This window comes from Rhodococcus sovatensis (assembly GCF_037327425.1).
Lineage (GTDB): Bacteria > Actinomycetota > Actinomycetes > Mycobacteriales > Mycobacteriaceae > Rhodococcoides > Rhodococcoides sovatense.
Window position 1 is genome coordinate 2,236,255 of sequence record NZ_CP147846.1, and the last position, 12,387, is coordinate 2,248,641.

Annotated in this window: 13 protein-coding genes; 1 reads left to right on the top strand and 12 read right to left on the bottom strand. The window is 63.3% G+C overall.

The window, feature by feature from the left end; translation table 11 throughout:
* Positions 1-124 precede the first annotated feature (124 nt).
* The 11 genes from WDS16_RS10330 to WDS16_RS10380 form a co-directional block, all read right to left on the bottom strand.
* A complete protein-coding gene (locus WDS16_RS10330) occupies positions 125-712 on the bottom strand; it encodes an adenine phosphoribosyltransferase (RefSeq protein WP_422395775.1) in 588 nt (195 codons plus the stop codon).
* Positions 679-2,391: an ABC transporter substrate-binding protein gene (locus WDS16_RS10335; RefSeq protein WP_338892517.1), complete on the bottom strand. Its 1,713-nt coding sequence runs from the start codon at positions 2,389-2,391 to the stop codon at positions 679-681. Before WDS16_RS10335 ends, WDS16_RS10330 begins: the two co-directional genes overlap by 34 nt.
* A complete protein-coding gene (gene secF, locus WDS16_RS10340) occupies positions 2,391-3,584 on the bottom strand; it encodes a protein translocase subunit SecF (protein ID WP_338892519.1) in 1,194 nt (397 codons plus the stop codon). Before secF ends, WDS16_RS10335 begins: the two co-directional genes overlap by 1 nt.
* 1 nt (position 3,585) lies before the next feature.
* Positions 3,586-5,313: a protein translocase subunit SecD gene (gene secD / locus WDS16_RS10345; RefSeq protein ID WP_338892521.1), complete on the bottom strand. Its 1,728-nt coding sequence runs from the start codon at positions 5,311-5,313 to the stop codon at positions 3,586-3,588.
* 155 nt (positions 5,314-5,468) lie between these two features.
* The gene (gene yajC, locus WDS16_RS10350) at positions 5,469-5,876 is read right to left on the bottom strand and encodes a preprotein translocase subunit YajC (protein WP_338892522.1); all 408 of its coding nucleotides are present in this window, start codon (positions 5,874-5,876) and stop codon (positions 5,469-5,471) included.
* 128 nt (positions 5,877-6,004) lie between these two features.
* Positions 6,005-7,036: a Holliday junction branch migration DNA helicase RuvB gene (gene ruvB / locus WDS16_RS10355; protein WP_338893329.1), complete on the bottom strand. Its 1,032-nt coding sequence runs from the start codon at positions 7,034-7,036 to the stop codon at positions 6,005-6,007.
* A gap of 41 nt (positions 7,037-7,077) precedes the next feature.
* On the bottom strand, positions 7,078-7,686 hold the full coding sequence (gene ruvA, locus WDS16_RS10360) for a Holliday junction branch migration protein RuvA (RefSeq protein ID WP_338892523.1): 609 nt from the start codon (positions 7,684-7,686) through the stop codon (positions 7,078-7,080).
* Positions 7,683-8,312: a crossover junction endodeoxyribonuclease RuvC gene (gene ruvC, locus WDS16_RS10365; protein WP_338892524.1), complete on the bottom strand. Its 630-nt coding sequence runs from the start codon at positions 8,310-8,312 to the stop codon at positions 7,683-7,685. Before ruvC ends, ruvA begins: the two co-directional genes overlap by 4 nt.
* Positions 8,313-8,404: 92 nt before the next feature.
* Positions 8,405-9,160, bottom strand: coding sequence for a YebC/PmpR family DNA-binding transcriptional regulator (locus WDS16_RS10370; RefSeq protein WP_068376024.1), 756 nt, complete (start codon positions 9,158-9,160; stop codon positions 8,405-8,407).
* Positions 9,161-9,260: 100 nt separating this feature from the next.
* Complete coding sequence (pdxT, locus tag WDS16_RS10375; RefSeq protein WP_338892527.1) at positions 9,261-9,863, bottom strand: pyridoxal 5'-phosphate synthase glutaminase subunit PdxT; 603 nt, start codon at positions 9,861-9,863, stop codon at positions 9,261-9,263.
* The gene (locus WDS16_RS10380; RefSeq protein ID WP_338892529.1) at positions 9,860-10,711 is read right to left on the bottom strand and encodes an acyl-CoA thioesterase II; all 852 of its coding nucleotides are present in this window, start codon (positions 10,709-10,711) and stop codon (positions 9,860-9,862) included. Before WDS16_RS10380 ends, pdxT begins: the two co-directional genes overlap by 4 nt.
* Before the next feature lie 63 nt (positions 10,712-10,774).
* On the opposite strand from WDS16_RS10380, the gene WDS16_RS10385 reads away from it, so the two are divergent.
* Positions 10,775-11,407: a hypothetical protein gene (locus tag WDS16_RS10385; protein ID WP_338892531.1), complete on the top strand. Its 633-nt coding sequence runs from the start codon at positions 10,775-10,777 to the stop codon at positions 11,405-11,407.
* A gap of 10 nt (positions 11,408-11,417) precedes the next feature.
* Here the strand turns inward: WDS16_RS10385 and pdxS are convergent, their stop codons facing one another.
* A complete protein-coding gene (gene pdxS / locus WDS16_RS10390; RefSeq protein WP_338893330.1) occupies positions 11,418-12,344 on the bottom strand; it encodes a pyridoxal 5'-phosphate synthase lyase subunit PdxS in 927 nt (308 codons plus the stop codon).
* Positions 12,345-12,387: the final 43 nt, after the last annotated feature.

The following is a 12,387-nucleotide window of genomic DNA, read 5'->3' on the forward strand; positions in this document are numbered from 1 at the left end:
CGACGAGGGTCGATCAGGCAAGGGTTGGTCGACGTAACGGGTCACAGTGATCGCCTCCTGCCGCGTTGGCTGCTCTCGTGGCTCACGCGCCGCCGTCGAATGCAGTAGTGATCAACTTTAGTCCTCATACCTGGCGGAGGCAGACGAGCGGGTAGCCCACGCACTTGCCCCGGCCGCCGAGTGCCGATATCTCGAGGGCAACCGCAGCTCCCACTATGTCCGCTCCGCGAGTGCGGAGTAGTTCGACGGTGGCTGCGACAGTGCCGCCTGTGGCCAGTACATCGTCGATGACCAACACCTTCCGGCCGGACACGTCGACGGCCTCCGGGATCTGCAACTCAGCGGAGCCGTACTCGAGTTGATAACTCTGCGAGACCACGGGCGGTGGCAATTTTCCGGCCTTGCGCACTGCGAGGACCCCGGTGCCGAGCGTGAGCGCGACGCCTGCGCCCAACAGAAACCCGCGCGCATCGATACCTGCCACGAGATCGGCTCCCGATCCGGCGGTCGCCAACGCGGCCACAACCGAGGACAGCCCGTCCGAATCGGCGAACACCGGCGTCAGATCTGCGAATCGAACGCCATCGACAGGAAAGTCGTCTGCCCACCGAACGAGCCGATCGATGTTGTCGGTGGCGGCTGCGACGAGACCTGATTCGGGCGAGAAGGGTTGGGTGCTCACCGGTGAAGTATCCACCGATCCATGTTCCATCCCACACCGGCGATCGTCGGATTCGCGACGACGTTGCTCATTCCCTCTGCCGCGGCCAGACTGCGCGGTTGGTTGAACAACGGCAACGACGGCATGTCGTTCCACAAGATCCGCTCGCCCTCAGTGGCAAGGGACAGCGCAGAGGCGTCATCGGTCTCGACGGCAAGTCGGTCGATGATGGCATCGACCCGGCCGTTGACGTATCCCCCGATATTGCTGCCGACGCCGCTGCGCAGGCTGTAGCGCGCGGCTTCGTCCGACACCGCTCCGGCAGGCCCAGTGGCCGAGGCAGTCGAGCCGAGTACCGCGTCGACGGCGCCAGCGCGCAGTGCGCCTGGGCCGAACTCGGGCGAACTGGCATCTTCGACGACGACACCGGAGGGGGCACACGCCGCAGCAATATCGGCGACGATCTCCGACCGTCTCGGGTCGGGGGCTAGGTAGCCGATCCGGACGGTGATTCCATCGAGGTTCGCGCCGTTCAATTCCGCAGTGGATGCACCAGTGTCAGGTTCGCGATACCGGCCGTCGGCTGTGGCTGCAACCGGTCCGTACAGCAACGTGTTCGATTGAACCAGTCTGGAATCGACGAGACCGGAGCCGATTCCGGCGGGCTCGTCGAAGCCGGGATGACCGACTTCTTCGAACAGCTGCGCCCTCGGTACGCAGAGCGCGAGGGCTCGTCGTGCCGCAGCTGGCGCCAACATGCCGCTGGTGGCGAGAGTCAACTGTTCGACGCCGTGCGACGGGTAGTCGGTGCGCTCGAATCCATCGGAAGGCATCGTTCCGCCGGCGCCGTGGTCGATGACTTCGAGGTCACCTGCGTCCACCTGCGCCTGCACATCGGTGCCCTTGGGATACACGACAATCCGCTCGGTCTCGGGTGGAACGCCCCACCATTTGTCGTTCGCTACGAGAACGAGGCCGCCGTCCTCGCCGTAGGAATCGACTTTGTACGGCCCATTCGACGGCAGCAGCGTCGTATCCACCTGCCCGGGTGTCAAAGTCCAGCCGACGTTCCAGAAATCCGCGATACGACCGACAGCGGCAAGGTCTCCCGTCTGAATCGGATCGACGACGTTGGGGACATCGGCGACCCTGGCAACTACGTGCGCGGGGAGCAGTTCGGTGGCACCGAACAGACTTCGCCACCCTTCGTAGCTGCGGCCCGCACGGAAGACGACCGTGGCTTCCTTGCTTCCGGATACGCAGTCGACGCGGTCGATGTCGGAGTACCCGGCGCTCGATGCCGAATCGAACAGCGGAAGGTCGTTCTCGCCCGCGACGAATCGGCCACTGTTCGCTGCCCAGGTAAGGACGAGGTCATCGCATGTCATCGGAACGCCGTCGGAATAGGTAGCCTGCGGGGCGATTGTGTAGCTGACCGTCAGAACGTCTGCCGGTACGACTGCAACCCCACCGATGTCGTTGTCGGAGAGCGCTTCCCCTTCTGGCCCCAGGTAGCTGAAGCCTGTTTGGACCCGAGGAAAGGCTTGTCTGGCACCCGATGCCGCGCCGTCGACGGTCTGCGCGTTGTAGGTGGTCAGCGCGTTGTCGATGGCGTAACCGATGGACGGCACCTGGTCATCCGTCGACGAGCACCCCACGAGGGCGCCGGCAGCGACGCCGGCAGCCACCGCAGCTGCCGTCGCCCGCGACCTCACGACTGGAACGTTCATCAACGCCTCTTCTTGGTGCGCTTCCCGGTCGGCCGCGATCCGACCCGCGGTGTGACAGGCGCATCAGCTGCTACGCCGGAGCCTGCAGTGACGAGTCCCGTCGACCCTGCTCTGGTGGCAGCCTCGGCGCGCTTGGCCAGAACCTTCTTGGTGTGCACGGAAACCGGTCCCCATTTTTCCTTGATGGTGACTAGAAGTGGCGTCGCGAAGAAGATCGACGAATAAGCGCCGACGATCATGCCTACGAGCTGGACCAGTGCCAGGTCCTTCAGAGTTCCGACACCGAGAAGCCAGACCGCGACGACCATGAGCGCGAGAACGGGAAGAACTCCGATGACGGTGGTGTTGATCGAGCGCATCAGAGTCTGGTTGACGGCCAGGTTCGCCTGCTCTGCGTAGGTCTTTCGATGCAGGTGCAAAATTCCGCGAGTGTTTTCCTCGACCTTGTCGAAGACGATGACCGAGTCGTACAGCGAGAAACCGAGAATCGTCAACAACCCGATGACCGTCGCAGGTGTGACTTCGAACCCGACAAGCGAATAGACACCGGCGGTAACGAGGAGGTCGAAGAACAACGCAGCGAGCGCGGCGATCGCCATGTCTCGTTCGTATCGAATCGCAATGTAGATACTCACGATCACCAGGAACACCAGCAGTGCGATCAGGGCCTTCTGGGTGATCTGACCGCCCCAGGTCTCGCTGACGTCGGAGAAACTGATGGCGTTCGGCGACGCCGTTCCGGTGCTGTCCACCGGTTGAAAGGTCTCGAACAGTGCGTTTCGGACCTGATCCACCTGATCGGCCTCGAGCGCTTCGGATCTCACCTGAACAGTCGCCGCAGCTCCCGACCCGACAGTCTGCACCGCCTCCGGACCGAAACCGAGGGTGTCGGTGAACACCGTCTCGACCTGCTCGGACGTGATGCTGCCGTCTGCCGGCACTTGGATCTTGGTACCACCCTCGAAGTCGATACCGAGCGTGAATCCCCGAACAACCATGCTCAGGAGGCAGATCAGCACGATGACGCCGGTCAGCGTGTAGTAGAACCGCCTGCGACCGACGACCTCGAAGGCACCCGTTCCGGTGTACAGCCGCGACAGCCAACTATGCGTCGGCTGTGCGCTCTGGTCGACCCCTGAGTCCTCGAGCAACGCAGAACCTGTGCCGGTGGACTTCTGTGAAGAATCGGACATCTCAGGCCCCCGTCGTCGATGCATCGGCTGCTGCTTTGCGTGCCATCGTTCGCGCGGCGGAGCGTTTGCGCTCCTGCGCAATCTGGGCGACGGCTCCCAATCCGTTTACCCCAGGTTTCGACCAGAACTTCGATTTCGAAGCAAGGTGGACGAGAGGCCAGGTCACCAGGAACACCACGACAACGTCGAGGACGGTGGTCAGACCGAGAGTGAACGCGAAGCCCTGAACCTGGCCGACGGCCAGCACGTAGAGCACGACTGCGGCGATGAAGCTGACCGCATTGCCGGACAGGATCGTCTTTCGAGCACGCGTCCAGCCTCGCGGTACCGCCGAACGGAAGCTTCTGCCTTCACGGATCTCGTCCTTGATGCGTTCGAAGAACACGACGAAAGAGTCCGCGGTCATGCCGATGCCGATGATCAGTCCGGCGATGCCTGCCAGGTCGAGCGTGAAGTTGATCCACCGTCCGAGCAGCACCAGGATGCCGTAGACCATCGCACCGGCCAATACCAGCGACATCGCCGTCAAGAAGCCGAGCGCGCGGTAGTACGCAAGGCAGTACAGGAGCACGAGCGCCAAACCGATTGCGCCGGCGAGAAGTCCCGCGTCGAGCGAGGCGAGGCCGAGGGTCGCGGACACCGTTTCTGCTTCCGAGGACGCGAACGACAGCGGCAGCGAGCCGTACTTCAGCGTGTTCGCCAACTCGGACGCTCCCTGCGCCGTGAACTGACCGGTGATGGACGTTGCGCTGCCTGCCGGCGTCGCTCCCTGAATCTGCGGTGCACTGACGACCTTGGAGTCCAGTGTAAACGCGGCCTGGCTACCGATGTTCTCGGCGGTGAACTTCGCCCACGTGTTGCTGCCCTCGGAATCGAAACTCAGGCTCACCTCGTGGCGGGACTGCTGGGTGTTGAATCCCGAGGTCGCATCCGAAATCTGCTGGCCGTCGATGATGCTCGGCGCGAGCAGATAAACCGCTGTCCCATCGGTAGAGCACGCCACCAAAGGCAGGGTCGGATCGTCGTTGCCTTGCAGAGGATCCGGTGCGTTGCAATCGATGGTTGCAAGAGCGGCCTCTTGAACCTGCTGGTCCTCGCTCTGCCGCAGCGCCTTCGCTTCGGTTATGTCGTCGGCCGTCTGTTGGGCTTCGGTTCCCGGCTGCTCCGCAGCGGGTTCTTCCGCAGCAGGCTCGTCTACGGCTGGCGCCGGCTCGATCGTGCTGGGGTCCTGGGCTGGGAACGGACGTCCCTGCGGCACCGCGTCACCTGCCGGCGCTGGTGTCTCAGCAGCGGGGGTCTCACCGGCGGGTACCTCCGCTGGTGCCTGACCGGCAGGCGCGCCCGCCGTGGGCTGGGCGGCCTTGATGACCGGTCGGATGAACAAGCGGGCGGTCTGACCGAGTGTCCTCGCCTGAGAGCTGTCGTCTCCGGGCACCGTGATGACGAGGTTTTCACCGTCGATGAGAACCTCGGACCCCGCGACACCGAGACCGTCGACGCGGGTGGTGATGATCTGCTGCGCCTGCGCCAGACTCTCGCGGCTCGGTGCGCTGCCATCCGGGGTCCGCGCGGTCAGCGTGACCCGAGTGCCGCCCTCGAGATCGATGCCCAACTTGGGTGTGGGCGACTTGTCTCCGGTGAAGAAGACCAGTGCATACACAACGGCCATCAGGACGCCGAAGACGGCGAGATAGCGGGATGGATGCACCGATCCGCTTGAAGTTGCCACGGTCTGTGATTCTCCTCTTGGCAATTGACGATTGTGACGACGGTTGACGATCAGGAAGGACTGGGTACGCCGATCAGGGAAAAACGGACACCCTGGCCCCCGCACGCGAAACCGCTGCCGGAACGTGTCCGACAGCGGTTGCGGTCATCTTTCGGTCACTCTTTGTCTAGGCGACGCGCGCTCTGCTCGACCGTCTCGTCGGCGACGGGCTCAGTATGGCTCTTCTTCTCCAACGACGGTCCCGCACCTTCCACACCGGACAGGTCGTCGGGTGCGACGAACTGGTCGACCTCGGTCGACTCGTCGATGTCTGTGGGAAGGACCTCACGTACCACGGCACGCGACCACGTGGTGATGATTCCGTCCGCGACCTCGAGGTCGACGGTGTCTTCTTCTACCAGGACTACCCGGGCATACAGTCCGGCGGTCGTCACGACCTCGTCGCCGACCTTCAACGAGTTCTGCAACGCCTGAGTGTCGGCAAGGACTCTCTTCTGTTTGCGAACGTTGAGAAACATCGGTACGAGCAGTGCCACGATCAGCAGCGGAAATAGCAGTTCCATCTTGTACGTCAGTCCTAAAATCGTGTCGGTTGGCGTGTCGTCTCGGCAGTGATTAAGTGCCGGGCATTGGTTCTAGTGTGCCATTACCTCACCGGTGATCTGTCCGGCTCCCGCTGTTTATCAGCAGATTATTCGAATAATCCCTGCTGAGCCTCGTTGGTTCGCACGGAAATGCCACCTATCGCGAGGTCCGGCGGCGGGACGAGACCGAGATGCGTCCATGCTGCCGCTGTGGCGACACGCCCCCGCGGCGTTCGGGCAACCATCCCCGCGCGCACCAGAAACGGTTCGCAGACTTCCTCTACCGTCGCCGGCTCTTCGCCGACCGCTACCGCGAGAGTCGATACTCCGACGGGCCCACCGCCGAAGCTTCTGATCAAGGCGCTCAGAACAGCCCGGTCCAAGCGGTCCAGACCGAGTTGATCCACGTCGTAGACCACGAGTGCCTCCTGCGCGGTCTGCTTCGTCACCGTTCCGTCGCCGCGAACCTCGGCGTAGTCGCGGACTCTGCGGAGGAGACGGTTTGCGATCCGAGGAGTGCCACGCGACCGTCCGGCGATCTCGGCGCAGCCTTCCTTGTCGATGGGGACGCCCAGAATCCCGGCCGAACGCAGCAGGATCTTCTCCAGCTCCTCGGGCTCGTAGAAATCCATGTGCGCGACGAACCCGAAGCGATCACGCAGCGGTCCGGTGAGGGCACCGGACCTCGTGGTGGCTCCGACGAGAGTGAAGGGAGCGACCTCGAGCGGAATCGACGTAGCACCCGGTCCCTTCCCCACGACCACGTCGACCCGAAAGTCCTCCATGGCCAGGTAGAGCATTTCCTCAGCCGGGCGTGCGATTCGATGGATCTCATCGATGAACAGCACGTCACCCTCGACCAGATTGCTGAGCATCGCCGCGAGATCCCCGGCGCGCTCGAGGGCGGGTCCCGACGTGAGCCGCAGCGACGTGTTGAGCTCTTGAGCGATGATCATGGCCATCGACGTTTTGCCCAGGCCTGGCGGGCCGGACATCAGGATGTGATCGGGAGTGCTGCCCCGCAGCTTGGCTCCGGTCAGGACGAGCTGGAGTTGCTCTCGCACTCGAGGTTGCCCGATGAAGTCGGTCAACGACTTCGGCCGCAGACTCGTCTCGACGTCGCCGTCGTCCGAGATCATCTCGGCGCTCAACTGCGATTCCTCGGACTCTGCGGCGTCGCTCACTTGCTCTTACCCAGAGAGGCGAGGGCCGACCGCAACGCTGCCGAGGTGGTCGCGTCCGGCTGAGCGGCCAGAACTGCATCCGTGGCATCCTCGGCCTGCTTGGGCGGGAAGCCGAGACCAGTGAGCGCGTCGACGATCTGGTCGCGAACCGGGTTCCCACCGGTCGAACCCGATGGAAGAGACATCGCGCCTGATCCGCCGACAATGGCGTCGACCTTGTCTCTGAGTTCGACGATCATGCGCTCGGCTCCGCGCTTGCCGATGCCGGGCACTCGCGTCAGGGCGGTGATGTTGCTGTCCGCGAGGGCAGTGCGCAGCGCATGGGGGTCGAGTACCGCCAACGTTGCCATCGCGATTCGTGGACCGACGCCGGACACCGTCAACAGCAGCGAGAACAAATCCCTCGACTCACTGTCCTCGAACCCGTACAAAGTCATCGAGTCCTCACGCACGATCATCGTCGTCAGGAGCCTCGACTCCGAACCGCGAGTGAGTGTTCCGAGCGTCACCGGTGTCGCGTTGACTCGGTAGCCGACTCCCGACGCTTCGAGAACGGCGTGGTCGAGGGCAATCTCGAGGACTTCCCCGCGAATCGACGCAATCATCGGGCGCCCGCCTCTTTCCTTGCTTTCAGCTTGGTGGCGCTGTCGAGCTTCTTCGCTGCAGCAGCCCTGGTCTTGCGTTCCTCGGCCAGACGCGCCTCGTACTTCCGCTTCTGCTCTGCGGCCATCGCCTCGGCCTGGGCCATTCTGGCGATCATGGGAGCACGCCAGCAATGGCAGATTCCCAGCGCCAGCGCGTCGGCAGCGTCCGCGGGAGTCGGCGCCGTCTGCAAACCGAGAATGCGCATCACCATCGCGGTGACCTGAGCCTTGTCGGCACTACCGTTTCCGGTGACAGCCGCCTTCACCTCACTCGGGGTGTGAAAACACACGTCTATCCCCCGGCGGGCCGCCGCAAGGGCGATGACTCCGCCCGCTTGCGCGGTTCCCATCGCGGTTCGAACGTTGTGCTGAGCGAATACTCGCTCGATGGCAACGACATCCGGCCGATGGGTGTCCAGCCAGTACTCCGCTGCTTCCGCGATCCGCAACAACCGCTGCGCGAGGTCCATGTCAGCGGGCGTTCGAACCACGTCCACATCGAGTGCGATGACGCTGCGCCCTGCCCCGCCCTCGATCAAGCTCAACCCACACCGGGTCAAGCCGGGATCGACGCCCATGACGCGCACTGTTGCCACCTTCCGCTTACGAACTGTTGTTCGATAGCGTAGCGGAGGACTACCGCGGCTGGCGGCTGCGACACCCGCTCGACGGATCGGTGTCAGTCTTCTTCGAGCTCGGCCAGTACCTCATCGGACAGTTCGACGTTGGAGTACACGTTCTGCACGTCGTCACTGTCTTCGAGAGCGTCGATGAGCTTGAACACCTTGCGTGCGCCGTCGGCGTCGACCGGCACGCTGACCGAAGCCTGGAAGCTCGCCTCGGCGGAGTCGTAGTCGATGCCCGCCTCCTGCAGCGCCGAACGCACTGCGACGAGATCGGTGGGCTCGCTGACGATCTCGAATGTGTCGCCGTTGTCGGTGATTTCCTCGGCGCCCGCGTCGAGCACTGCCATCAGGACGTCGTCTTCGCTCTGACCGTTCTTCTCCAGGGTGACCAGTCCCTTGCGCGAGAACAGGTAGGACACCGATCCCGGATCGGCCATGTTGCCGCCGTTACGGGTCATCGCAACGCGCACTTCACCGGCTGCACGATTACGGTTGTCCGTCAGACACTCGATCAGTACTGCCACGCCGTTGGGTCCATAGCCCTCGTACATGATCGTCTGCCAGTCGGCGCCACCGGTTTCTTCACCGGCGCCGCGCTTGCGGGCCCGCTCGATGTTGTCGATGGGCACCGAGGTCTTCTTCGCCTTCTGAATGGCGTCGAACAACGTCGGATTTCCCGTCGGATCGCCACCACCGGTACGGGCCGCCACCTCGATGTTCTTGATGAGTTTGGCGAACGACTTGCCGCGCCTGGCGTCGATCACCGCCTTCTTGTGCTTGGTGGTGGCCCATTTGGAGTGGCCGCTCATGCGATGGAGCCCCTTTCGTACATACAACAAGTGTTCGTAGTTTACGCGTGCGTTGCGGTGGTCGACTCCAGATGGCTCGACCACGCTCGAAATAGAGGTGTTACGCCGCCCGAACCAGGTTCACGAACTGCTGATGAACACGTCGATCACCGGTCACCTCGGGATGGAAACTCGTGGCCATGACCACGCCCTGCCTGACGGCAACGACCTTGCCTGCTGCAGGGCCCGCCGGAACCACCGCAAGTACCTCGACGTCGTCTCCGACTCGTTCGACCCATGGAGCGCGAATGAACACTGCTCGCACAGCATCACCGTCGATCCCGGCGAACTCGAGATCCGTTTCGAACGAGTCGACCTGACGACCGAACGCGTTGCGCCGGACGGTGATGTCGAGTCCGTCGAGATGCTGCGCGTCCGGCCGGGTGTCGAGCACCTCGGTGGCGAGCAGAATCATGCCTGCACACGAACCGTAGGCCGGTAGGCCGTCCTTCAGTCGCGCGCGCAGCGGCTCGAGCAAATCGAATACCGACAGCAAGTTGCTCATGGTGGTCGACTCCCCGCCGGGAATGACGAGTCCATCCACCGCATCCAGTTCGGACGGGCGTCGCACGGTGACTCCGGTCGCGCCGCTCGCCGTCAGTGCGTCCAAGTGTTCGCGGACGTCACCCTGCAGCGCAAGGACACCGATAGTCGGGCCACTCATTTGGGGGCGAACGGATCGGTGATCGTTTTAGACGTATCGCGCTCGATGCGCATGAGTCCTTCCTGCACGACTGCCGCGACCATTCGCCCCTGTCTGTCGAAGATTCTTCCCTGCGCCAGTGCTCGACCGAAATCGGCGGACGGCGACGTCTGGTCGTACAGCAACCACTCGTCCGCACGGAATGGCCGCAGGAACCACAGCGCGTGATCGAGTGACGCCGTCTGCGTGACGACGTCGCGATGGGGAACTTTCGCCGAACCGATCAGCGTCATGTCAGACATGTACGCGAGGGTGCACACGTGAAACACCTGACTGTCCGGAAGGTGATCCCGGTACCGGAACCACACTCGCTGCTGCGCGGCGAAACTCGCGTGCTTCTCGGTCTGATCGTCCGGGATCCTGCGTATGTCCCACTCTTTCCACTCTTCGTAGAACGAATTGTCGAAGTTGGGAAGATCGCGTGGATCAGGGAGGGACTCGGGTTCGACGACGCGCGGCATCGTGTCCTGGTGCGAAATCCCGGAATCTTCGACGTGGAACGACGCGGACATGGTGAAGATCGCCTTTCCGTCCTGGATGCCGGTCACTCGCCGAGTACAGAACGAACGACCGTCGCGGATCCTCTCGACCATGTAGACCGTCGGTTCGGTCGGATTGCCGGGCCGGATGAAGTAGCCGTGCAGCGAATGCACCCGATACTGCTCGTCGACGGTGTTGACAGCGGATGCCAAAGCTTGGCCGGCGACTTGGCCGCCGAACGTCCGTTGCAACAGACTCGGGAACGTCCGACCACGAAAGATGTCGTTCTCTATGCGCTCGAGTTCGAGAATGTCCTCGATACTGGCCATTGGTCACCTTTCTCGTCACTGCTGGTGAAGGCTAACAAGCCAGTCGGCAGGCAAGATGGGCTGGTGCCCCACCACGATTCTTCGGCCGCTGCTCCGATATTTCCCGACCTGCTCGTGGCGAGGATCTGCGATCGAATTCCACTCGGCCGTCGGGCAATCGGTGTGGTCGACGGCGCGGACGCCGCCGAGCCCGTCGCGTTCGCTCATCGGATCCGCGAACGAGTTCGATCATCCGGACGTTCCTGTGACGTAATCGACCTTCACGACTATGTACGCCCCGCGTCACTGCGATTCGAATACTCGAGAAACGACGAATTGACCTACAGGACAGCATGGTTCGACTTCGATGCCGTCGAACGCGAAGTGGTGGGCCCGCTGCGCGCCGGTGGCCGAGGCCGCTATCTTCCCCGGCTCTGGGACGAAGCGACCGATCGCTCAGCGCGCGCTCGACTCGTCGACGCGGCTTCGGATCAAGTACTCGTAATCGCGGGGCCGACGATCCTCGGCCGTATCGACGACGCCGCGGTGACCGTCCACCTGAAGCTGAGTGAAGGCGCGCTCCGCAGACGAACACCGGCCGCGTCGAGCTGGACGATCCAGCCGATCCTCACCTACTACGCCGACATCGAGGTCCAGCCCGACTTCACCGTTCGGTGGGACCACCCGGACAAACCCGCGGTGCTCGCCCGCAGATAAGCCCGACGGGTCACCAACCGCGCTCGGCGAGCCGGTGACCGACGGGGAGATCGTCGACGTTGATACCGACCATCGCCTCGCCGAGCCCGCGGGAGATCTTGGCGAGCACGTCAGGATCGTCGTGGAACGTCGTGGCCTTCACGATGGCCTCGGCGCGTTCCTTCGGGTTGCCGGACTTGAAGATTCCGGATCCGACGAAGACGCCTTCCGCACCGAGTTGCATCATCATCGCTGCGTCTGCCGGCGTCGCGATGCCGCCCGCGGTGAACAACGTGACCGGGAGCTTGCCGGCGCGAGCAACCTCGACGACGAGGTCGTACGGTGCCTGAAGTTCTTTGGCAGCGACGTACAACTCGTCTTCGGGGAGCGAAGTCAGACGACGGATTTCGTCGCGAATCTTGCGCATGTGTGTCGTCGCGTTCGAGACGTCGCCCGTTCCTGCCTCACCCTTCGACCTGATCATCGCGGCACCTTCGGTGATGCGACGCAGTGCCTCCCCGAGGTTGGTGGCACCACAGACGAACGGAACGGTGAAGTTCCACTTGTCGATGTGGTTGGCGTAGTCGGCTGGTGTCAGCACCTCGGACTCGTCCACGTAGTCGACCCCGAGACTCTGCAGGATCTGAGCCTCGACGAAGTGACCGATTCGAGCCTTGGCCATGACCGGGATGGATACCGCGGCGATGATGCTGTCGATCATGTCCGGATCGCTCATCCGCGAGACCCCGCCTTGCGCGCGGATGTCTGCGGGAACCCGTTCGAGCGCCATGACGGCGACGGCGCCTGCGTCCTCGGCGATCTTCGCCTGATCGGCGGTGACCACATCCATGATCACGCCGCCCTTGAGCATCTCGGCCATGCCGCGCTTGACCCGAGCTGTTCCTCTTCCGAATCCTTCCGATGCACCGCTACTGTCGGAAGCTTGTGATGCGGGCACGATGGGGCTGGTCACAGCGAACTCCTGGGGTGTGGGGACAGTC